The sequence below is a fragment of the Terrabacter sp. GCM10028922 genome, from assembly GCF_042666095.1.
Classification (GTDB): Bacteria; Actinomycetota; Actinomycetes; order Actinomycetales; family Dermatophilaceae; genus Terrabacter.
In genome coordinates, this window is record NZ_JBHTFG010000036.1 from 288,581 (window position 1) to 310,739 (window position 22,159).

14 protein-coding genes are annotated in these 22,159 nt (G+C 71.1%); 3 read left to right on the forward strand and 11 right to left on the reverse strand.

Features of this window, described 5'->3' with window-relative positions:
* Positions 1-21 precede the first annotated feature (21 nt).
* From ACFQU3_RS23940 to ACFQU3_RS23960, 5 genes are all read right to left on the reverse strand, one after another.
* Positions 22-3,600 carry a putative Ig domain-containing protein gene (locus ACFQU3_RS23940; RefSeq protein ID WP_385914540.1) on the reverse strand — a complete coding sequence of 1,193 codons (3,579 nt, stop codon included), beginning with the start codon at positions 3,598-3,600 and terminating at the stop codon, positions 22-24.
* A gap of 105 nt (positions 3,601-3,705) precedes the next feature.
* Positions 3,706-4,629: a family 43 glycosylhydrolase gene (locus tag ACFQU3_RS23945; protein WP_385914542.1), complete on the reverse strand. Its 924-nt coding sequence runs from the start codon at positions 4,627-4,629 to the stop codon at positions 3,706-3,708.
* Positions 4,626-5,603 (reverse strand): carbohydrate ABC transporter permease, encoded by a 978-nt coding sequence (locus ACFQU3_RS23950; RefSeq protein WP_385914545.1) that lies wholly within the window; start codon positions 5,601-5,603, stop codon positions 4,626-4,628. Before ACFQU3_RS23950 ends, ACFQU3_RS23945 begins: the two co-directional genes overlap by 4 nt.
* On the reverse strand, positions 5,603-6,580 hold the full coding sequence (locus tag ACFQU3_RS23955) for a carbohydrate ABC transporter permease (protein ID WP_385914548.1): 978 nt from the start codon (positions 6,578-6,580) through the stop codon (positions 5,603-5,605). The genes ACFQU3_RS23950 and ACFQU3_RS23955 overlap by 1 nt, the downstream gene beginning before the upstream one ends.
* Before the next feature lie 82 nt (positions 6,581-6,662).
* Entirely contained in the window at positions 6,663-8,021 is a 1,359-nt protein-coding gene (locus tag ACFQU3_RS23960) for an ABC transporter substrate-binding protein (RefSeq protein ID WP_385914551.1), read from the reverse strand.
* A gap of 281 nt (positions 8,022-8,302) precedes the next feature.
* On the opposite strand from ACFQU3_RS23960, the gene ACFQU3_RS23965 reads away from it, so the two are divergent.
* Positions 8,303-10,423, forward strand: a complete 2,121-nt coding sequence (locus tag ACFQU3_RS23965) for a glycoside hydrolase family 36 protein (RefSeq protein ID WP_385914553.1) — start codon at positions 8,303-8,305, stop codon at positions 10,421-10,423.
* 76 nt (positions 10,424-10,499) lie between these two features.
* Here the strand turns inward: ACFQU3_RS23965 and ACFQU3_RS23970 are convergent, their stop codons facing one another.
* Positions 10,500-13,496, reverse strand: coding sequence for a glycoside hydrolase family 2 TIM barrel-domain containing protein (locus ACFQU3_RS23970; RefSeq protein WP_385914555.1), 2,997 nt, complete (start codon positions 13,494-13,496; stop codon positions 10,500-10,502).
* A 277-nt stretch (positions 13,497-13,773) separates the two neighbouring features.
* On the opposite strand from ACFQU3_RS23970, the gene ACFQU3_RS23975 reads away from it, so the two are divergent.
* Positions 13,774-14,019, forward strand: coding sequence for a hypothetical protein (locus ACFQU3_RS23975; RefSeq protein WP_385914558.1), 246 nt, complete (start codon positions 13,774-13,776; stop codon positions 14,017-14,019).
* Positions 14,020-14,133: 114 nt separating this feature from the next.
* Positions 14,134-15,177 carry a LacI family DNA-binding transcriptional regulator gene (locus ACFQU3_RS23980; protein ID WP_385914561.1) on the forward strand — a complete coding sequence of 348 codons (1,044 nt, stop codon included), beginning with the start codon at positions 14,134-14,136 and terminating at the stop codon, positions 15,175-15,177.
* Positions 15,178-15,227: 50 nt separating this feature from the next.
* On the opposite strand, the gene adhP is transcribed toward ACFQU3_RS23980, so the two are convergent.
* The 5 genes from adhP to ACFQU3_RS24005 all read right to left on the reverse strand — a co-directional run bounded on the left by adhP (position 15,228) and on the right by ACFQU3_RS24005 (position 21,890).
* Positions 15,228-16,238 carry an alcohol dehydrogenase AdhP gene (gene adhP / locus ACFQU3_RS23985; RefSeq protein WP_385914783.1) on the reverse strand — a complete coding sequence of 337 codons (1,011 nt, stop codon included), beginning with the start codon at positions 16,236-16,238 and terminating at the stop codon, positions 15,228-15,230.
* A gap of 193 nt (positions 16,239-16,431) precedes the next feature.
* Positions 16,432-16,959 (reverse strand): hypothetical protein, encoded by a 528-nt coding sequence (locus ACFQU3_RS23990; RefSeq protein WP_385914564.1) that lies wholly within the window; start codon positions 16,957-16,959, stop codon positions 16,432-16,434.
* Between the two features lie 87 nt (positions 16,960-17,046).
* A complete protein-coding gene (locus ACFQU3_RS23995; protein ID WP_385914566.1) occupies positions 17,047-17,427 on the reverse strand; it encodes a cupin domain-containing protein in 381 nt (126 codons plus the stop codon).
* The gene (locus tag ACFQU3_RS24000) at positions 17,424-18,809 is read right to left on the reverse strand and encodes an FAD-binding oxidoreductase (protein WP_385914569.1); all 1,386 of its coding nucleotides are present in this window, start codon (positions 18,807-18,809) and stop codon (positions 17,424-17,426) included. Before ACFQU3_RS24000 ends, ACFQU3_RS23995 begins: the two co-directional genes overlap by 4 nt.
* A gap of 138 nt (positions 18,810-18,947) precedes the next feature.
* Positions 18,948-21,890 carry an AAA family ATPase gene (locus ACFQU3_RS24005; protein ID WP_385914572.1) on the reverse strand — a complete coding sequence of 981 codons (2,943 nt, stop codon included), beginning with the start codon at positions 21,888-21,890 and terminating at the stop codon, positions 18,948-18,950.
* Between the last annotated feature and the right edge of the window lie 269 nt (positions 21,891-22,159).

Below are 22,159 nucleotides of genomic sequence, written 5' to 3' on the forward strand. Positions count from 1 at the left end.
CTCACCGAGGCGGGAGTGTCCTCATGACGTGGCGGACGCCCCCGACGTGGTCGTGCTCGACGTCAGAGCGCCGTACAGCTCGACCTCGGCGACATTGCCGTTCCACGACGACTGGTTGACGAGGCGCAGGTAGCGGAACGAGCCGTCGCGCAGCATGGCGCTCGCCGGGACGTCGTACCACGTCCCCTCCGAGGCCCCGGCCACCGGCGCCGTGAGGTCGGCCCACGTCGTGCCGTCGTTCGAGCCCTGCACCACCATCCCGTTGAGCCGCGACGCGAAGCCAGGGCGGGGCAGCAGCACCACCTCGTCGAGATCGAGACTCCGGCCTGCGCCGAGGTCGACGACGTAGTACGAGCCCGCCCCCGTGGTGAGGTCTCCGAAGGTCGTGCCGTCGCGGTCGAAGAGGAGGTCGCCCACCTCGTCTGCGCCGAGTCCGGTGCCCGGCCACTGTGGCGCTGACGCCGTGACCGTCGCCTGCGACGCGACGTCGATGCGCCGGGCCGCGTCGCCGGCCACGAACAGCCGGGACCCGTCGCTCGGCACGTATGCCGTCGGGCCAGGTGTGCCGTCGGCGCTGTCGTAGTCGACGGAGAAGCTCACCTCGCCCACGGGGACGTCCCGCATCACGGCATCCGCCGTCCAGTGCACCCCGTCGGTCGAGCGCACGGTGGCCGCCACTCCCTGGATCGCGACACGTACGTTCTGGATCGGTTCGCGGGCCGTCACCGTCACCCGCGCCGTGTCCCCGAGCGAGATCTTGCTCGCGATGGCGGCGTCGGACCCGAGACTCACCGACTCCAGCAGGTTGTCGACCTCATGGCGCTCGCCGAAGATGTGGAACTCGTTGATCTCGAAGAGGTTCCGCACGATGCCGTACAGCACGTCGGGCTGCGGCTTGAGCAGCTGGACCTTGATGAAGCGGAACTGGTCGTCCACGAGATCGTCGGCCACGTCGAGCGTGTTGTAGTCCTGCGTGTATGCCGTGACCCCCGGGGTGAGCCGCGTCCAGGTGCGCTTGTCGTTGGAGCCGAAGACGGCCGAGTTCGCGAGGCGGTCGGCGAAGATGTTGCTCTGGAAGCCGAACTTCCGCGCCGAGACCCGGAAGTCCGGACCGAAGTCGAGCGTGTGCGACAGGTTGACCGCCTGGCCGTAGGACGTGCCGGTCTGGTCGTCGCCGTCGACCATGCTGAAGACCTTGGTGCCCATCGTCGAGGACGCGACGGTGGCCGGGTAGTCGAACGACCCGTCGACCGGGCTGGTCGGCGTGAGCCGCTCGAGTCCCGCCGTGGCCACGAGCAGTGCGTCGAGGGCGTCCTGGAACGCCGCGTCCGTGGCCCGGGAAGCCGCCTTGAGCGCGTCGGCCCGGGCCTTCTCGAACGCGTCGCGGGTCGCGGCGACGTAGTAGACCTTCGGGTCGAAGCCGTGGGACGCGGCGGCGACGGCGGACTTGCGGTCCCTGACCGCCTCGAGCACGAGGCGCTTCGCCGCGACGGTGGTGCCGTCGGAGACCCAGACGGTGGCGGTGGCCGATCCGGTCGCGGAGGGCCGCCACGTGAGCTGCCCGGTCGCGGCGTCGAGGGCGGCACCGGCCGGCAGGGCGGCCGCACCGTAGGCCAGGTGTGCCGCCGGGTCGGTGTCCGTGGCGGACAGGTCCACCGTCCGCAGAGCCCCGGCGACGGCGATCGTCCGCATCTGCGTCGTGCCCGAGCGGAAGACGGGCGGCGTCAGCTGGGTTCCGGCGGCGAGGTTCATGGCGTCGAGGTCGACGCCGGCGCCCGCCCCCTTCGCAGTGATGAACAGGAGGTCGCCGATCCCGTCCGCCTCACCCAGCTGCACGGTCACGTAGCGCCATTCGCCCCCGGTGTCGGGCAGCACGAGCGGCTGGCTGACGCCGGGTGCGAGGGTGAGCACGGCGGGGCCGTCGGTGCGGACTCGGAAGCCGATGACCTTGCGGCTGTTCAGACCGTTGAGGAAGGCGATCTTCGAGCCGGTGGTGGTGGCCCCGAGGCGCACGAAGGAGGTCTGTCCCTCTGTCAGGGTGCTCACCGTCCCGGCGAGCTCGTGGTAGCGCTGCTCGATCTGCTGCACGTTCGGGTCCGTCTGCGCCGGTGGCAGGTAGCGCGCTCCCTCCGCCTGCGCCGCCTCGGGGACGTAGAGCCAGAAGTCGCCGCCGCCGTCGACGTTGTCCCAGTTGTTGTTCGGCGAGCCGCCGTAGTAGAAGCTCTGCGGCTGACGCTTCGTGAACGCCTCGTAGAAGTGGGGTGCCTTCTTCGAGAGGTCCTCGTGTCGGACGTAGGTGTAGTAGTAGAAGAGGTCCCAGAAGTTCGTGGTGTTGTAGCGACCGCGGTACGACCCGGAGATGTGGTTGTACGTGTCGCGGATCGTCCCGTCCGGCGAGATCGCGTAGGCGACGGGGGTCCACTCGGTGTCGTTGCCGAGCATGAACGACCAGAAGTAGTCCGCGGCCGCGAGGATCCGGTCGTCGAGGAACTCGTACGGCCCGACGGCGTCGCTCCGGGTCGAGACGGTGCCCGTCGTCGGGTCGACCTTGGTGCCCTGGGCGAGCAGCATGCGCGAGATGATCGCGGAGTTGGTCAGGTCGCCGCCGCCGTGGGCCTGGTCCCGCCCCATCTCCATGTGCTGCACGTGCGGGTCGGCGATCGGCTCACCCGTCTTGTCGTTGCGGTCGACCCACCGGAACAGCCGGCTCACCGATCCGTTGAAACCCTGGTCGTCGGCGGTCTTGTTCACCGTGAACCACTCGACCGCCTCGTCGTACCGGGCGCGGTTGTCGGTGAAGATGTAGCCGGCCATGGCGCCCAGCAGCGGGTAGTTGTGCTGGTTCATGAAGTAGTTGTTCGCGTGCTGGAACGTCTCGGTGACCGGCGTGACGAGGTTGTTCGTGAATGCCGTCGTGTCGGCGTCGGTCCACGGCGCGGTGCCGTCGTCGCACGAGCTGTAGCGCAGGATCTCGGCCGCGGTTGCCATGCGGTTCAGCGGGATTCCGGTGTGGATGTGGGAGTCGGTGAAGTAGACGTAGCCGTTCGGGTCCATCTGCTCCCAGATCCGGATGATGGCCAGGGCGTTCTGCCGGTAGACCTTCTCGCCCGTGAGCACCCACATGAGGGCCTGCGTGTAGGCCTTCAGCCCGTCGGCGATGAACCTCGAGTTGAAACCCTGGCTGTTGAAGGCCGTCGACGCCGGCAGAGTGGGGTTCGAGGAGCTGCGGTTGCTCGACGTGGCCGTCCGCGAGGCGGCCGAGGACGTCGTCATCGAGGTGTAGTAGGTGAACCACGGCTCGGCCTGCGCCGCCACCTGGGCGCGGGCGTTCTCGAGGACCGGCTTCGTCAGGCCGACGCCGGGGTGCGTGAAGCCGGCGGAGCTGACGTGCTCGGTGATCTGCACGGCGCACGTCTCACCGGCCGCTGCGGTCGCCGGTGCGGCCGCCGGTGCGAGCGCGGTGGTCGCACCGGCCGCGCCGGCCCATGGAGCCTGCACGGCTGTGCCGGTGAGCAGCAGCGCCCCGGCGACGGCGGCGAGGGCCCGTCTGACGCGCCTGCCCGCGAACCGTGTCGACGGGCTGTCGGCTGTCCTGGTCATTCGTCTCCTCCTTGTGGAAGTTCGGGCGCCGTCCTTGGCCCCCGAGCAGCGGCTCGACGCCGGTGTCGAGCCGCTGTGACACAGTCGTGGCACGCGGGGCGTGCGTCAGGTGATGAGCCCGCTGACGGGGTCGACGGACCACTCGTCGCGCCAGGACAGGGCCGCGCGTCCATCGGCGATGGTGAGCGGCAGCCAGACCGCGGGCGACCCCGCGAGGTCGTCCCTGCGCCAACGATCACCGACATAGACGTAGGACGTCGTCTCACGTCCGGCGACGGTGACGACGGTGCTCGTCTGCGAGTCGAAGGTCGACGACCCGGCCGGCGCGACATCGCGCCACGGGCTCCACGGTCCCGCGAGGTCGGTGGCCGTGGCGTACTTGTTGTCGTTGGTGGACCAGCCGGTGAGGTCGGACCCGAAGAGGTGGTAGACCCCGTCGACCTTGACGAGCGCGGGGCTCTCGTAGCCGTGCACGCCCTGCGGCGTCAGCGTCGTGCTGACGATCCGCGCGACGCCGAGGTAGTCGTCGGACAGGCGGTAGACGTGCAGCCCGTGCTCGCGGTCCTCCGACATGACGTAGCCCGCGCCGTCGTCGTCCTGGAAGACGCCGATGTCGCGGCTGAGGTGGCCCAGCGGGCGCTCACTGCGGACGTACGCGTACGGGCCCTCGGGACGCGTGGCGACCGCGTACCCGAGTCGGGCATCGGCATAGTCACGGGAGTCGATGTGCAGGAACATGACGTACGTGCCGGAGCGGGGCTCGCGCAGGACCTTGGGCCGCTCGACGATGCGGTCGGGCCGGAGGTCGGGCACCGTCTCGTCCACCGCGAGGGCATGGCCGACGAGCTCCCACGTCGCCAGGTCGGTGGACCGGTAGCAGGACACGCCGCTGAAGAGCTGACCGCGCGCCTTGTCCTCCCCCCAGGCCCAGTACGTGTCGCCGAACCGCTGGATGCCCACGCCGTGCAGCTGCGCGACGTCGCCGTGCTGGTCCCGGAAGACGGTGCCGGGCCGGATCACGCCCGTCACTTCAGGCTCCCGAGCGACACTCCGGAGCGCCAGTAGCGCTGCATGGCGACCATGAGCAGGACCATGGGGAGGCTCGCGACCAGAGCGCCGATGATGACCATGCCGGTGAGGTCGTACTGCGAGTCCACGCCGCGCTGCAGCCAGGAGTAGAGACCGAGCATCACCGGCCACTTGCCCGAGTCACGCAGGAAGACGAGGGGGCCGAAGAACGCGTTCCACTGGGCGACGAAGTGCAGCAGGAAGATCGTGGCGCCCGCGGTCGTCATGAGCCGCAGGGCGATCTGCCAGAAGATGCGGTACTCCCCCGCACCGTCGATGCGCGCCGCCTCGATGAGCTCGCTCGGCACTGCAGCCTCCGCGTAGACCTTGGCGAGGTAGACGGAGAACGCCGAGAAGCAGCTGGGCAGGATCATCGCCCAGACCGAGTCGAAGAGCCCGATGCGGACGAAGAGCAAGTAGGACGGGATCGTGAGGAGGGCACCGGGAATGAGGAACGAGCCGATGACGAGCCCCATCGTGAGCCCGCGCCCGCGATAGGTGTACTTCGCGAGCCCGTATCCTGCGGCGAGTGAGATGAGCGTGAGCCCGACCGAGCTCGCCGCCGAGTAGAGCAGGGAGTTCGCGAGCCAGCGCGGGTAGGCCGCGTCCTGGTAGGTGAAGAGCTGCCGGAGGTTCTCCACGAGGTTGACGTCGGCGAACCACAGGCCGTTCGTGCGGTAGAGGTCCTCGCGGGTCTTCGTCGCCGCGACGACGAGCCACCACACAGGGGCGACGGAGTAGAGGACGAAGACACCGAGGCCGAGCATGACCAGTCCCCGGTTGCGCCGGCTCGCCGAGGTGCCCGGCGGCTCGTCGGCGCCACCGCCCCGTCGGGACCGCGTCGGTCCCACGGGCGGACGGACCGGTCGTCGCCCGGCCGGCAGTGCCGCTGCGGAGGCCTCCGTCGCGGGCGGAGCCGTCAGCTGTGCGCTCATCAGGTGGCCTCCTTCGAGAACCGGTAGACGACGGCTGACATCACACCGACGACGACGGCCAGCACGATGGACAGCGCGGTCGCGTAGTTGATGTCACCGACCTTGAATGCCGTGTCGAAGATGTACATCGCCGGGGTGAAGTCCCTCGTGATCGCCTCGGGACGCACCGCCCTGAACAGCGTCGGTTCCGCGAAGAGCTGGACCGTGCCGATGATGGAGAGCAGCGTCGTCAGCACGAGCGAGGAGCGGACGTAGGGCACCTTGATGGACCACGCGATGCGCAGGTCACCGGCGCCGTCGACGCGCGCCGCGTCGAAGATCTCGCCAGGGACGCCCTGGAGCGCCCCGTAGAGGATGAGCATGTTGAAGCCGACGGTGTTCCAGAGGAGGAGGTTGCCCATCGACGTCCAGACCATCTCGGACGAGTAGAAGTCGACGTCGAGGCCGAGCAGGGCGGCTATCGGCCGCAGGGGGCCGACGACCGGGCTGTAGAGGTAGAGCCAGATCATCGTGGCGACCATGCCGGGGATCATGTACGGCACGAGGAGCAGCACGCGGTAGCGGCCGGCCCAGCGGCGCCGCATCGCGTCGAGCAACAGCGCCATCGACAGCCCGGTCGCCTGGGTCAGCGGGATGATGACGGCAGCGAAGATGAGCACCCGACCCATGCCGGACCAGAACGTGCCGTCGCTGGATGCCTTTGCGAGCTGGTCGAGCCCGGTGAACTGCACCGTCTTGTCACCGCCAAGCCCGAGGCCCGACGTCTTGGTCGTGTAGAAGGTCTCGGAGATACCGAGGACCAGCGGGACGAACGTGAAGAGGCCGAAGCCGAGCAGGAAGGGGAGCGAGAAGCTCGCGCCCTTGAGGTCCCGCATGACTCGCCAGCTCAGGCGTCGCCCTTCGGCGCGACGACGTCCGCCCTCGGGTGGGTGCGCCGTCGTGACCGGGCTCGAGACGAGCGTCGTCTCGGTCGACATCGTGTCTCCGTCCTGTAGGGGTGCTCGCCGCAGGGTGCCCTGCGGACCGGGCCCGATCGCCGGGCACGGTCCGCGTCGGCGCTCATCCGACGGTGTAGCTGATGCCCTTGCCGTCGAGGTCGCTCGTGATGAACTGCTGCACGTTCTCGAGCGCCTGGCGCAGCGTCTGCTTGCCCGCCACGGCCTTGCCCCACTGGTCCTGGAGCTCGGGGAACCATGCGTTGTAGTCGGGTCCGGTCTCGAACTTGCCGATGACCTTCTGCTGCGAGGCGACGACGATCTTTCCGACCTGCGCCTTCGGCTCTCCGAAGAGGCCGTCGGGGACGATGCCCTCGGTGTACGCCGACGGGTCGGCGATCTGTGCCGGGAACGCGATGGCGCCGGACTCCGGGTCCTTGCTCGCCGCGATGCCGTCGGGGGTGGCAGCGAAGAGGGCGTACGCCAGGGCAGCCTCGGGGTGCTCGCACCCCTTGGGGACGAACGAGGGGTTGGTGCGACCGGGCACGCCCGCGTCGGGGGTGTCGGCCCACGTCGGGTTGGTCACCGCGGCCCAGTCACCCTTGGACTGCTTGAAGTTCGTGGCGTAGCCGCCCATCGACCACCAGGCGAGCGGGACGTTCGCGAGCTTGCCGCTGTCGAAGTAGGCGTAGAGCGCCGGCCTGTCCTTGTAGGTCTCGTTGGAGACCCAGTCGTTGTCGATGAGCTTCTGGTAGAAGTCGATCGCCCGGAGCGTGCCCTTGTCGAGCAGGTTGACCCTCCAGCGATCGCCGTCGATCGCGAACCACTCTGCGCCCGACTGCTGGGCCATGTTGATGAAGCCGCTCGGGTCCTCCCCTGGGAGGTTGAGTGAGTCGACGCCTGCGGCCTTGAGCTTGGGCGCGACCGCGAGCAGCTCCTCCCACGTCTTGGGCACGGGCACGCCGACCTTGTCGTACACCGCCTTGTTGACCATCATGAACTGCGCGTCGACGCCCGACGGCAGACCGAAGTAGCGCCCGTTCACCTCGGCCGAGGCGCGCGCACCGCTGCTGAAGGCCGCTTCCTTGGCCTTGACGATGTCGGTGATGTCCTGCGCCCAGCCCTCGGCCACGACGCTCGTCAGCCCGGTGAAGCCCTTGACGACGCACGGAACGGGGCCGCCGGAGGCCATGAGGTTCTGGAAGTTCGTCTGGGCGGCCTCGTTGGACGCCGGGGTGACGAGCTTGATGCGGTAGTCCTGCTGGCTGGCGTTGAAGGCGGCGACGACGTGCGGAACGGAGGTCGTGTCCCAGTCCCACATCTCCACGGTGACCGGGCCACCGCCGCCGGCGGCGGACGCGCCGCTCCCGGTGGACGGCTGGGGCGTGCTCCCGCAGGCCGAGAGCAGCAAGGCCCCGGCAGCTGCCGCGGCAGAGGCGCGCAGGGGGATGGTCGATCGGACGCCGCGGGGGTGCGTGCGCATCGGTCACTCCTTCGTGATCAGCGGTACGGCGGATAACGTTCTCCCAAACCTTCCCGTCCGCGCGTCATCATGTCAAGACCCCCGCGCCGCTTTCGCCGAGAAACTCTCAGGCCTGAGATCTCGGCTCCAGCGTGCTTCATTCTGGCTCAATAGGATTCACGCGCGGCGTGCATCGAGGTGCCGCTTGGACGGGTGCGCGCGCGAGCCACAGCGTGGATGGGCTGTCGTGAACCGTTGTGCCGTGATAACGATATCCCCACACATCAACGAAGGAGCAGTTCATGGCGACGACGACGGCCGGCATCGAGAGAGACCTCGCGTGGGGCAACGCGATGGTGACGCTGCACATCACGACGGCGCCCGACGCCCCACCGGCGCTGCGCGCCATCACCCTGGCCGACGAGCCGGTCCCGGACGTAGCGACCGCCTCACTCGTCCCGGTCGTCGAGGTCTCGATCGCGGGCGACGGCAAGCTCGGCACCGCCGGCAAGCGGCACGTCGACGGGGCCGCCGCCCAGCGACTGCGGCTGTGCGCTGTGCGCGACGAGACCGTCCCGGGCGGGCGCCGCCTCACCCTCGAGCTCTCCGACGACGCCACGCTCGCGGCGGAGGTCGTCTACGAGCTCGCCGACGGCGCCACAGTGGTGCGCACCCACGTCGAGCTGACCGCCATGGCACCGGTCGCGGTCGAGCACGTGTCCTCCTTCGCCCTGGGCGGCCTGTTCCACGGACGCGACTGGGACCGCTCCGTGCGACTGTGGCGCGCAGCAAACCCATGGAGCGGCGAATATCGTTGGAGTGCAACCAGTCTGGGCGACCTCGGCCTCGTCGACGTCCGGATGACGCGCTACGGTCAGGTCGGCACCAAGAACCGCGTCGCGACGACGTCCACCGGCGCGTGGTCCACGTCGGAGCACCTGCCCCTGCATGTGCTCGACGACGGCCGCCAGCAGCTCTTCTGGCAGGTGGAGAACAACGGCGCCTGGCACACGGAGGTCGGCGACCGCCACGACGGCCTCTACCTGCTCGCCTCCGGACCCACGTGGCACGAGCACCAGTGGCGGGTCGACCTCTCCCCCGGCGAGTCGTTCCGCACGGCGGACGCGTCGTTCGGCGTCACGCGGGACGGGTGGGACGGCATCGGGGCCGCACTCACCGGGCACCGCCGGCGCGCGGCCCTACCCCACCCCGACCACGTCGCGCTGCCGATCGTCTTCAACGACTTCCTCAACGGCCTCATGTCCGACCCGACGACCCACCGGGTGCTCCCCCTCGTCGAGGCGGCTGCGGACCTCGGCGTCGACGTCTACTGCATGGACGCCGGGTGGTACGACGACGAGGACGGCGGCTGGTGGGACTCCGTCGGCGAGTGGCGCCCCTCGGTCAACCGGTTCCCGGGCGGCGGCCTCGATGCGGTCATGGATCGCGTGCACGCACTCGGCCTGGGCGCCGGACTCTGGCTGGAGCCCGAGGTCGTGGGCCGCCGCAGCGCGCTGGTCGACGTGCTCCCGCCCGACGCGTTCTTCTCGGTGGCCGGGCACCGCACGCTCGAGTGGGGACGTCACCAGCTCGACCTGCGCCACCCCGCCGCCCGGGCTCACCTCGACGGTCGCGTGGACGACCTGGTGCGCCGGTTCCGTCTCGACTACCTCAAGCTCGACTACAACATCGACATCGGACCGGGCACCGACGGCGGCGGCCGGGAGACGCCGGGGCACGGCCTGCTCGAGCACTCTCGCGCCCACCTCGACTGGGTCCGCGACGTCATGAGACGGCACGACGGGCTGACCATCGAGGGCTGCGCCGCCGGGGGGAGCCGGGGCGACGGTGCGAGCGCGGCGACCTTCCCGCTGCTCTCCCTGACGGACCAGCAGGACCACCGGCTCATGCCGCCGATCGTCGCCGGCTCCTCGACCGCGCTGACGCCGGAGCAGAGCGGGGTCTGGGCGTCCGTCGACGGCTCGATGACCGACGAGGACCTGGCGTTCTCGCTGTGCACGAGCATGCTCGGCAGGATCCACCTCGCCGGACGCATCGACACCCTCTCCGAGAGGCAGCGGACCCTCGTCCGCTCGGCTCTCGACGTCTATCGGGGGCTGCGCGACCGGATCCCGTCGATGGTCCCGTTCTGGCCCGCGGGCCTACCGGGCTGGCACGACGACTGGCTCGCCTACGGCCTGCGCGACGCGGACGGCGCGTACCTCGTCGTGTGGCGCCGTGGAGGGCCGGCGACGTGGCGGTTGGCGCTCGACCCGCGGTGGGTGGCCGCCACTGCGGCCACGGTCGTGTTCCCCGAGCCGGCGAGCGCGCCGACAACTGTGCCCGAGGTGACGCTCTCCGACGGCGTCCTGGACCTCGCGCTCCCAGTCCCGGCGGCTCGGCTGGTCCGACTCACCTGGTGACACCGAACCCATTGCCGTGAGCCCCTCGCCGACCACGACCGACGAGGGGCTCACGGCGCGGGTCAGGATCGCGTCGTCAACGACCCTCCCCGTCGACGGCGATCCGGATCTCGCGTTCGAGCTCGTGCGCGTGGAGCCGGTGAGCCGGTGTGGCGTCCGGCCCGCAGGAGTTGCTGCCCAGGCCGTGGTGCGCGAAGTCCAGCGTCAGGTGCGTCGTCGCCCCGGGCTGCAGGTCGGTGGGGTGCGCGGCCGCTGCGAGGGCCGTGGACGACCAGGGACGGACCGCGAAGCCGAAGGGCGTGTCGTGGGCCAGCCTGAGGGTCGTCCCGTCGTCCCAGCGGACGGCGGCGGACCACACCTCGGACCGGAGGCCGTTCTCCTGCGGCTTGAGGTACGGCGTCTGAAGCTCCGTGACACTCGCTCGCCAGGCACCGACGCGTACGCCGTCGCGGCTGTCGCGGTAGGACTCCCCCGGGCCGAGACCGAGCCAGTCGACCGAGGCGACCCCGGCGGGAAGACCGAACCACAGCCCGATCCGCGGCACGTAGACCGGGCGCCGGCTCGCCGAGCCGTCGGGGTTGCGGGGACCGCGCATGCTCCACTGCCCGATCGGGACGACACGGAGGCGCAGCGCCAGAGCATCACCGGTGCTCCGCCAGGACGTCGTCGTCCGGAAGCCGGCGTCGGTTCCGGCTGCGAGTGTCGTGGACGACACGACGAGCTCGTCCCCGACGACGTCGACCTCGTCGACCCGGTGGAGGAGCCGATCGAGTCCGAGCTCCTGCCACGCGCGGTCGTGGCCGAGCCAGCCGCGGTCGTTGTCCGTCGGGGCGCGCCAGACGTCGAGCCGCGGCCCCTGCAGCACCAGGGATCCCAGGGCCGTGAGGTCTCCTGAGTGGTCGAACGTCGCACGGTCGATCCGCCAGCCGTCCTCGTCCCGCTGCGGCCTCGCGGCGCCGACGCGCGCCGGCACGGGCGGTCCGGTGACGACGTGCTGGCCGACGGCGATCTCGTGACCCTCGGGCAGTGCAGGGGTGGGCTGCGCGATGACGACCCTGACGGTGACGACTCGTCGGCTTCCGGGCGGCGGTATCGCGGGCGAGGGCAGGAGCGCCTCAGACACGTCGCGTGCGGCCACGACCGGCACGTCGAGCTCACCGGACTCCTCCGCCCGGCCGTCGAGCTCGACCGTCCAGAGGAAGCGAAGACCCGCTGTGTCGATGACGTCGTGACGGTTCTCGATCCGGACGGTGAGACCGCCGGCCCCGTCGACGAAGCCCACGCGCACGGGTGCGATCACGGCGGCATATTCGAGCAGGCCCGGGGAGGGCGTGCGGTCCGGGAAGAGGAGCCCGTCGGCGATGAAGTTGCCGTCGTGCACGGGCTCGCCGAAGTCCCCGCCGTAGGCGAAGAACTCCCGACCCTCCCGGTCGACCTGACGGATGCCGTGGTCGATCCACTCCCAGACGAACCCGCCGTGGAGCCGCTCGTAGCGGTCGAAGAGCGCCTCGTACTCGGTGAGCCCGCCCGGGCCGTTGCCCATGGCGTGGGCGTACTCGCAGAGCAGCATCGGCAGGCCGCGGCGGTGCGCGTCGGCGGTCGCGTCGTTCGTGCGGGCGTCCGCACCCTGGCCGATGAGCTCGGTCTCGGCGTGGTCGGGGTACATGCGGCTGTAGACGTCGACGTAGGAGCTGTCGAAGTCGCCCTCGTAGTGCACGAGCCGGCTCGGGTCGCGGTCGTGCACCCACTCCGCCATCGCGCGCAGGTTGTCGCCGACGCCCGACTCGTTGCCCAGTGACCAGATGATGACCGACGGGTGGTTCTTGTCGCGCTCGACGGTCCGCTCCATGCGGTCGAGGTATGCCGTGCGCCAGCGCGGGTCGGCGCTGGGGTTGCCCTGCCAGCCCACGAGCTCGAAGCCGTGCGTCTCGAGGTCGCACTCGTCGATGACCCAAAGGCCGAGCTCGTCACAGAGGTCGAGGAAGCGGGCGTCCGGCGGGTAGTGGCTCGTGCGGACGGCGTTGACGTTGTGCCGCTTCATGAGCAGCACGTCCGCCCGCAGCACGTCCTCGCTCAGGGTGCGGCCCGTGTCCGGGTGCCATTCGTGCCGGTTGACGCCGCGGAAGCGGATCGGCGCGCCGTTGACGGTGATGACGCCGTCGACGACCCGGACGGTGCGGAAGCCCACCCGGACGGAGAGCGTCTCCCCCTCGCTGCGGATGACCACGTCGTAGAGCCGCGGCGTCTCCGCGGTCCACGGCGAGGCTCCGGCGATCCGGAGCTCCTCACCTGCGGGCAGGCCCTCGACCCCGAGCTCGGGCACGTCCACCGTCGCGGGCACGTCGGTGACGACCCGGAGCACGCCCTCGCCCGTCGTGTGGTCGAAGTCCGCCATGACGTGGTGGTCACCGATGCCGCCGGCGGGTCGCTCGAGCAGCCGCACCGATCGGAAGATCCCCGAGACCCACCACATGTCCTGGTCCTCGAGGTAGCTGCTCGCGGACCACTGGCTCACCCGCACGGCAAGCAGGTTCCGGCCCTCGCGCAGCGCCGGCGTCGCGTCGAACTCCGTCGCCAGGCGGCTGCCCGTGCTCCACCCCAGCTGCACCCCGTTCAGCCACACCGTCGCGTGCGAGTCGACGCCCTCGAACCGCAGGGTCCACGACGACGAGCCGAGGTCCTCGAGCTCGAACCAGCGGCGGTACTCCCCGGTCGGGTTCTCGTCGGGCACCGCCGGCGGGTCGATGGGGAAGGGATAGATGACGTTGGTGTACGCGGGGACGCCGTAGCGAGCCTGGCCGCGGGGCAGGAGCTCGCCGCCCGCGTCACGCAGCCCCTGCAGCTGCCAGCAGCCCGGCACCGACACGCGGTCCCACGCGCTGTCGTCGAACGACGGCTCCGCGATGCCCTGCGTCACGTCGCGCAGGCCGCCGGCGAGGCGAAAGCTCCAGGACCCGTCGAGGTCGAGCACTCGGGCGTCGCTGGCCGCCACGGACCGGGGGGCGAGTCGGCCGGCGCCGGGCTCGAAGCTGGTCAGGGCGGCGCGCCCGCCGTCGTCATGGGACTCGTGCACAGTCTCTCCTTTGTAGTGTCCGGGCCATTCTCGGGTTGAGCGACCTCGACACCGAGGCCGTTTCCGAGGCTCGAGACCGGGCTCCGGATGCCTCTGACTCTCACGGAGAACGCTATCCCACAGTCCCCTGGTCCTGCCGTGCCCAAGGTGATGCCGTCCACGCGTGCGGGACCCGCCCGGCCCGACCGAGCGCGTACGGCACGGGCGCCGGGGCCAGCGCACCGAGCCGTCGGCGCGGGCACGGCGGCGGTGGCGTGTGGAGCGCTACCGTGATGACGTGCGAGGTGATCGCGTGGAGGTCGTCATCGATGCGGGCGGCGACGTCCGCACGTACGAGATCGAGGCGACGCGCAACGGCCGCCGCGTGGAGATCACGACGACGCGTGGGATCGTCGAGGTGACGGAGGTGACCCGCGGAGGCACGCCGGTGCGCACGGCGCGCTTCATGTCGAGCCGGGTCCTCGCCCTGGTCGAGTATCCCGCCGGCGAGCACCCGATCGGGCAGGAGGTCATCGAGCCCTGACGTGCGGCTCGTGGCGCCGCCGGGCCTGTCAGCGAGCTCGGCCCGCTCGGATAGGGTGGACATCGATGTCCGCCACGGGCGGATCTGCACGTCGGAAGGTGAATGATGGGGGAGGTGTCACCGGCCAAGCCGGCGACCTTGGGCGATGTCGCGAAGCTGGCCGGCGTATCGGTGCCGACCGCCTCGCGGATCCTCAACGGGGGCGTGCGCGGGACCCAGACCGGAAGTGCGGATCTGCGCCTCCGGGTCGAGGAGGCCGCGGCGACGCTCGGGTACTCCGTCAGCACCGCGGCCCAGGCGATCAAGGGCGGGCGTGCACGCAGCGTCGCGCTCCTCGTGAGCGACATCGACGACTTCGGCAGCGCGACGATGATCTCGGGCGTGATGCACGCGGCGGAGAAGCGCGGGATGTCGGTGGCCGTGCGCGCCACCGGCGACGACTCGAAGCGCGAGATCGAGGTCCTGCGGCACTTCAGGGGAGAGCGGCACCGGGCGGTCGTGCTCGCGACGAGCCGCACGACCGATCCCTCCAGAGAGGCGGCGCTGGACGAGGAGCTGAGGCTCCTTCGCGCCCAGGGCGCCCGCATCGTCCTGGTGGGCGACTCCGCGCTCGACTACCCGTCCGTCACCGTGGACAGCCGCACCCCCGCCGCCAGGCTCGCCGCGGAGCTGGTGCGGCACGGACATCGAAGGTTCGCCGTGGTCTCCGGCCCGGCCGACCAGATCACCGCTCGCGACCGCGCTCACGGGTTCCTCGCCGGCCTGGCCGCCATGGGCGTCGCGGTGCCGGAGCAAAGGGTGGTTCACGCGGCGTTCTCCCGTGACGGCGGCTACGCCGCTGTGGACCTGTTGGGCAAGCACATCCACGACCTCGACGTGATCGCGGCGGGCAGCGACGCCATGGCCGTCGGCGTCATCGCGCGCCTGCGTGAGCTGGGCATCAGCTCACCGGGCGACATCGAGGTCTCGGGCTTCGACCACGTCCCCATGCTCAGCGACGTCCTGCCCGGGTTCAGCACCGTGGAGGTGCCGCTCGAGGCGTTCGGTGAGGCGGCCCTCCACCTGGCCGTCGACGAGGACGGTGCCGCGTCGGGCGGAGTCTCCCTGCCGGCCTCGCTCATCGTCCACGGGGTCCGCGTCGACGTCGCGCCGGACTAGGCACACAGTGACGCCCGTTCTCCACCTGACTGCTGCCGTGGCCGGCCCAGTCAGTACCTGATGACGACGCGGCCGTCGATCTTCCCGTGCCTCATCTCGTCGAAGACGGCGTTGATCTCGCTGAGCTCGCGAGTGGCCACCGTCGCGTGGATCTGGCCGCGGGCGTAGAACTCGAGGGCCTCCGCCAGGTCCTGGCGGGTGCCGACGATGGATCCACGCACGGTGAGCCCCTTGAGGACGATCTCGAAGATCGACGCCGGGAAGTCGCCCGGGGGCAGGCCGAGGAAGACGATCGTGCCGCCGCGTCGAGACATGTGGATGGCCTGGCCGAACGCCGACGGGTGGACCGCGGTCACGAGCACCCCGTGCGCCCCACCGGTCACTCTCTGGACCGCCTCGGTCGGGTCCTCGGCGAGCGCGTTGACCAGCAGCTCCGCCCCGTGCTTCTCGGCCAGGGCGAGCTTGTCGTCGGCGATGTCGACCGCGGCCACCCGCAGCCCCATCGCCTTGGCGTACTGCACCGCGATGTGGCCGAGCCCGCCGATGCCGGAGATGACGACCCACTGGCCCGGCTTGGCCTCCGTCATCTTGAGCCCCTTGTACACGGTGACGCCCGCGCACAGCACCGGCGCAACCTCCACCGGGTCCGCACCCTCAGGGATGATCGCCGCGAACTTCGCATCGACGAGCATGTACTCGCCGAACGAGCCGTCCACGCTGTACCCGGCGTTCTGCTGGTTCTCGCACAGGGTCTCCCAGCCGGTCTTGCAGTACTGGCAGTCGCCGCAGGCGGAGTAGAGCCAGGCGTTGCCCACCAGCTGGCCGATCTCGAGGTTGGTGACGCCGTCGCCCAAGGCGACGACCTCGCCGACGCCTTCGTGACCGGGGATGAACGGGGGCTTCGGCTTCACGGGCCAGTCCCCCTCCCCGGCATGCAGATCGGTGTGACAGACGCCGCTGGTGACGAGCTTCACCAGCGCCTGCCCCGGGCCGGGCGTCGGCACCGGGACGTCGTCGATCGTGAGCTCTGAGCCGAAAGCGCGAACAACTGCTGCGTGCATGGTTGCCATGTCAGTTCCTTGGACGTCGTTGTCGTGATCGAGAGCGACGCTAGGTCTGGCGACGTTGCAACCACGTTGCACACTGCTTGTCGCCCCGGCACTGGGGCCGCTCGAGCGAGGTCGGGCCATGACGTACCGGCTGTGTCGGGCGCGCAGCGCTCGGCCCGACCTCACGGGAGGTCGGGCCGGCGACTCAGCAGGACGCCCTCGGGTTGAACGGCTCGAACATGCCAGCGGGGTTGTTCTGCCAGACCCACGCGTGCAGGTCGTAGTGGACGGGCTGGTCGGGCCCGTGGCCCGGCATGGGGCCGGCGAACGGGACACCGAGCAGCGAGGGCCGGTCGGTGTCGGTCGTCGGGTCCTGATCGCCGTCGGCCTGCACCCACTCGACCCCGCCGAGCTTCAGACCGTCGCCCGTGGGCAGGTAGAGCAGCACCGAGGGCCGACGCAGGTCCGGCGGCTGCCCGAGCAGGGAGGGCTTCACGTAGTGGTATCCCATGGCTCCAGCCGGGGCCGCGACGCACTCGTCGGTCGGAAGGTATCCGGCAGCGATCGCAGCCTCCACGTCGTGGTACGGCGCCGTCGCGGCCCGGATGGCGGCAACGGAGTCACCGCGGCCGTCGAGCTCGGCGGACGGCAGCGCCACCGCGGCCAGGGCCGCGGGTGTGAGTACCAGGGCGGCCCCGAGGGCCAGGACGCCACGCAGGGTCTTGTTCATCATTCCTCCAGAAGGTGTTGTGGTGCTGTGGACTCCCGCCGAGCATCGAGCGGGAAGGGTGAACGTGTTGCGCTGGCAGTGCTCGCGGGCTCAGCTGACGGCGAGGCGTCGTCGGTCGGCCAGCCCGATGCGCCGGTCGAACCCGCCAGGGGCGTGGACGTTGAGGAACCGCACGTCGGCGTGGCCGGCGTTGACGATGGCGTGCGGGGTGCCGGACGGCACGAGCACGAAGGTGCCCGGCCCGGCCTGCACCTGACGGGCGTCCTCGCCGACGGTCAGGCTGAGGGTTCCCTCGAGCACGAGGAAGGAGTCGTCCTCCCCCTCGTGGCGGTGGCTGCTGACCCCCTGTCCGGGCTCGAGCGTGACGATCGCCAGGTTGAAGAACGGCGTGTCGTCGCTGCGTGCCAGGAACTCGACATTGCCGACACGGTCTCCCTGACCCGGCGCGACGACCACGACCGGCCGGCTCATCGGGCACCTGCCGATGCGGGCTCACGAACGGTGAGGGCGCCGCCGAAGAGGTTGGTCGGGTCCACGGCCGCCTTGATCCGGCGCAGCCGCTGGAGAGTGTCCCCGCTCCATGCGCGGCGGAGCGCTGCCTCGCCTCCGTTGCCTGCGAAGTTGACGAGTGACGTGCCCGTCGACCACGGCTCGAGGGCGTCCACGACACCGCCCGCAACGACCGGGGCGATGTCGGTGAGCTGCGGGGGCGCCGGCGCGATGACCGAGAGCGAGTAGGCGCCGTCGCGCCCGGCCACCGCGTTCTCGACCTTCGGCGGCCGGGCGAGGGCGCCACCCATCAAGCGCAGCTCGACCATGGCGAGCGGCACGTCGACCCCGGGACCGGCGACGGCGAGCAGGGTCTCGACCACCGCAGGTGACAGCTCCCGCAGCAGACCGCCTCGGGTGACCGCCGGCATCGGCTCCGTGGGGTCCATGTGGATGGCGTCCACGGCGGCGAAAGGCATCGGCGCCACGGAGTCCAGCACGGGTGGCGCCACCCGGCGCATCGGCGCGATCAGCGCCTCGCCGCGGTCAGATGGACCGGCGAACCCGAAGCGCAGCGCCAGGCTGACCACTCCCCGCAGTGGCGGGGGCACCTCCTCGATCGCGGGCAGGCGCAGCAGCGCCACCGACGTGGTGACCGCCTCGGGCATCGTCGGTGCCCAGTGCGAGAACGCGTGCAGCGCGTCCTCGACGGCCTCGGACGGAAAGACCAGGGCGCCGCCGAAGAACTCCGGCACCGGCACCAGGTCGAACTCCAGCGCAGAGACGAGGCCGAAGCTCGACTGGCCGCCGCGCACCGCCCAGAACAGCTCCGGGTCGCTGTCGGCCGTGACCGTCCGGATCTCGCCGTCGGCGCTGACCATCTCGACGGAGCGCACGAGGTCTGCGGCGAAGCCGTGACGTCGTGCGAGATGACCCATCCCCCCGCCAAGCGTGTACCCGACGACCCCGACGCCGGACGACGACCCGGACAGTGGCGCGAGGCCGAAGGGTGCGGCGGTATCGATGACCGTCCGCCAGCGGACGCCGGCCTCGACCCTCGCCAACCGCGCGGCCCGGTCGATGTGGACCCCCTGCATCGCCTTCGTCGAGACGAACACGGTGCCGTCGGCGGGTTCGGCGGCCCCGTGCCCGGTGGCTTGGACGGACACCGGGAGACCCTGGTGCGCCGCGTAGCGCACCGCTGCCGCCATGTCAGCAGCGCTGCGGGCGGCGACCACCACTGCGGGTCGGTGCGTCACCGCCGTGTTGAAGGCCGTTGTCTCGTCCGCGGCTGCCGGGTCGTCACCAGGGAAGACCGGCCCGCCCAGCTCACGAGCCAGCCTCTCGTACCGTGAAACCTGCATGTCCTGTTCCTCCTCGTCGCCCCCGCACCGTGCGGGTCGGCATGGCTTCGACTCTGGAGCTGAGGCCAGGTTGGAGACATGAGGAGATCACGCAGTCGGACCTCAGATGTGGGCCGAGGTCGGCCAGGCAGGCAACCCCTAGGCAGACGGCGTGGAGCCCAGCACGTCGTGGAGCCCGCGCCGGACGGCGACCGTGACCGCCTCGGTCCGGCTGGAGACGTTGAGCTTGGCCATGAGGTTGCTGAGGTGCACGCTCACCGTCTTCTCGCTGATGAACAGTCGCCGACCGATCTCCCGGTTGGTCAGCCCTTCCGCCACGAGGGCCAGGACGTCCCGCTCGCGCCCGGTCAGCACCGGGACCCCTCCACCTGTCGTCACGGCCAGCCGCGCGGCGCTCACCGTCCCTGCGACGGCGCGTTGGAGCGGGAGCGCCCCCAGTTGCTCCGCTGAGGCCGCTGCCTCGCTGGCATGCGCGCGAGCCGCGTCGCGGTCGCCGGCCGCAACGAGGGCCTCGGCGAGCCGCCAGTGGCAGCGGGCCTGCTCGTAGACGTGCCCGTAGCCGAACGCATCCAGCGCAGCCAGCCACTCCTGCACGGCGGGTCGCCCCTGGAGTCGCGCGTGCTCTGCCACGGCGCGGGCACGCCACGCGAGGCCTTCGGGCCCGAGCTCACCCGGCCTGCCGCGTCCACCCTCGACGATCCGCTCGACCCGGCCGATGACGGTTTCACCCTGCCGGAGCGCGACGGCGACTTCCGCGTCGTTGCGCCGCTGCCGAGACAGGGCAGCACCATCGGCCAGTGCGGCCAACCCGATGGCCGAGAGCCACAGTCCGCCGTACATGCCTTCACCGACAGCCGAGTCCAGGTGCTGTTGTGCACGTTCGGCGGCCGCGACCGCCGCGGTGGAGTCGCCAGCCCACGCGAGCCGATCGGCATCGCATCCGCCGGCAACCAGAGCGACCTGCGGGTGGACGCCCCAGCTGTGGTGCAGGTCGGCCAACCGACGCTCCGCGTCTGCGAGGCCCAGGGCCACGGCGGCATAGCAGCTCACCGCGGCAAGACGGGCGGCCGCGGCATCGGGTGGTCGGCGCCCGGACGTTGCTGCGGCCTCCAGGCTCCCGTGCAGGTCACCGGCTGTGTAGCGCGAGACGGCGAGCAGCACCCGCAGCTCGACGCCGGGGTCGCTCCACCGGAGGCCGCTCTCGGTGACCCGGCTCATCGCGGCCTGGAGCACCGGCAGCGAAGCGCTGACGTCACCGTTGTAGTAGTGCAGGCAGGCAAGCGTGTAGTGCGCGCGGAGCTCGGCGGCCAGCTCGCCCTCGGCGCGTGCCAGCTGCGCTGCGTTGCGCAGCCGCTTGGCCGCCCCCTCGCGGTCGCCGTCGATCTCGTCGAGGAACGCCGCGGTCGTGAGTGCGTCCACCTCCAGCGCTCGCTCGCCGGCGGTGTTCGCCTCTGCGACCGCGCGCTCCGCCTGCGGCCGCGCCTCACGGGTGCGACGGGCCGCGAGCAGGGCCCTCGCCAGGGCCACGTGCGCGAGCGCGGTCAGGCCGGCGTCGGTCGGAGAGGACTCCGTGAGCCGCACGGCCTCCTCCGCCAACGTGACCACCTGGTCGGTGGCGTCGATCGCGACGAGCTGGCGAACGAGCTCAGCGCGCGACTGCACCGCCCCAGCGACATCGCTGTCGGCGTCGCAGAGCCGGATCGCCCGACCCGCCCACTCGATCGCCTGGGACGTCTCGCCGGCGAGGCCCGCCGCGCGGGCCGCACGCGTCGCAAGGCCACCGTGGGACACCCCGGCGACCGCGGCGGCACTGGGAACCCCGGGCCACACCGCCAGCGCCTGCTCCAGATGACCCAGGGCCTCGCTCGGCGCGAGCACACGCATCGCGTCCTCGGCGGCCCGGACCGACCACTCCAACGTCTTCGGCGCGTCCTGCGCCTCGGCATAGTGATGGGCCACCTCGGCGGCCGGGGCCCGGCCGCCGGTCGCCGCCTCGAGCGCGGCCCCGTAAGCCGCATGCAGCCGGGCCCGCTCGCCGGGCAGCAGGTCCGCGTACACGGCAGCGCGGAGGAGGTCGTGGGTGAGGGAGTATCCAGCGCTGTCCGCGGTCAGCAGGCCCTCCCCCATGGCGACGCGCACCGCCGCTTCTGTCGCGGCCTGGTCCAACGTCGCCACACTGCGCAGCACGTGGTCCGGGACGGGGTGCGACACGACCGCGGCGGCCCGCACGATGTTCCGCGCGTCGTCCGGGAGCCTGTCCAGCGCGCCGACCAGCAGGTCTGCCAGCGCTCGCGGGAGTGCCTCCTCGACGCGCGCTACGCCCCCGACGGCTGCCGCCAAAGCCTGGATGTAGTACGGGTTCCCGCGTGTCCGGCGGGCCACCTCGGCGGCGACCTCCACGGTTGGCGGGTCGCCGTCCAACAGCCCCAGGAACTCAGCCACCTCTGCTGCGGAGAACGGCTCGAGGTCGAGGCGCCGCACGGTCGGCAGCCGACCGAGCTCGCTGAGCAGCTGCCGCACCCGGGGACGTGCGGCCACACCGTCCGTCCGGACGGTCGCCACCACGGCCAGACGCTCGGAGGACATCCGGCTCAGCAGGAACCTGAGGAAGCTCGTCGATGACGAGTCGAGCCACTGAAGGTCTTCGACCGTCACGACGACAGGACCGCGAACGCGACCGAGCTCCCCCAGCAGGGTGGCCATCGCGTCGAAGAGCCGGAGCGGCCTCGACTCGTCGACCGTCTCGTCGGGTGCGGCGCTCGGGTCCGCCAACGCGGAGACGAACGGAGCCCTGTCCAGCACGGCCGCGAGCTCGGGATCGAGGGCGGCGGCCGCCTGCACCGCTCGGACGAGGTCGACGAGCGCCAGGTAGGGCAGCCCCGGGCCGCCGAGGTCGACGCACTGCGCTCGGAGCACCAGGGCCTGCGGGTCAGGTAGGTCGTCGACCAGCGCGCCCAACAGGCGCGACTTGCCTCCTCCCGCCTCTCCCGCGAGCAGGATGGCGTTGGCGTGGCCCACGGCGGCACTCGTGACCGCATCCCGCAGGGCGGTCAGTTCTCGCCGTCGGCCGACGAGTGGCACGTCGGGATGTGAAGCGACCACATCGCATCATTGCACCCGTCGTCGGGCCACGCCGCCGGATCCGACGGGATGGCGGGCGTCGGCTTCGGCACTGGCGGACAGTGACCGGGCAGGGGTCCCCCGGCCCGGTCCACGCCGGTCGCCCGGATGCCCGGACACGAGGACGTGCGGGTGGCCCCCGGGCGGCTGCGGGCACGTGCCAGCAGCAGTAGATTGCCCTCGGGAGGGCTGCTACCGACGTTTCGAGTTCCGGAGTCGTTGCCCGACCC

Excerpts from the sequence above, each read along its gene's own strand:
- ACFQU3_RS23965 (WP_385914553.1), top strand. The coding sequence starts at position 8,303 with ATGGCGACGACGACGGCCGGCATCGAGAGAGACCTCGCGTGGGGCAAC.
- ACFQU3_RS23995 (WP_385914566.1), bottom strand. The coding sequence starts at position 17,427 with ATGAGCCGGCCGGTCGTGGTCGTCGCGCCGGGTCAGGGAGACCGTGTC.
- ACFQU3_RS23960 (WP_385914551.1), bottom strand. The coding sequence starts at position 8,021 with ATGCGCACGCACCCCCGCGGCGTCCGATCGACCATCCCCCTGCGCGCC.
- ACFQU3_RS23940 (WP_385914540.1), bottom strand. The coding sequence starts at position 3,600 with ATGACCAGGACAGCCGACAGCCCGTCGACACGGTTCGCGGGCAGGCGC.
- adhP (WP_385914783.1), bottom strand. The coding sequence starts at position 16,238 with ATGCACGCAGCAGTTGTTCGCGCTTTCGGCTCAGAGCTCACGATCGAC.
- ACFQU3_RS23950 (WP_385914545.1), bottom strand. The coding sequence starts at position 5,603 with ATGAGCGCACAGCTGACGGCTCCGCCCGCGACGGAGGCCTCCGCAGCG.
- ACFQU3_RS24000 (WP_385914569.1), bottom strand. The coding sequence starts at position 18,809 with ATGCAGGTTTCACGGTACGAGAGGCTGGCTCGTGAGCTGGGCGGGCCG.
- ACFQU3_RS23990 (WP_385914564.1), bottom strand. The coding sequence starts at position 16,959 with ATGATGAACAAGACCCTGCGTGGCGTCCTGGCCCTCGGGGCCGCCCTG.
- ACFQU3_RS23955 (WP_385914548.1), bottom strand. The coding sequence starts at position 6,580 with ATGTCGACCGAGACGACGCTCGTCTCGAGCCCGGTCACGACGGCGCAC.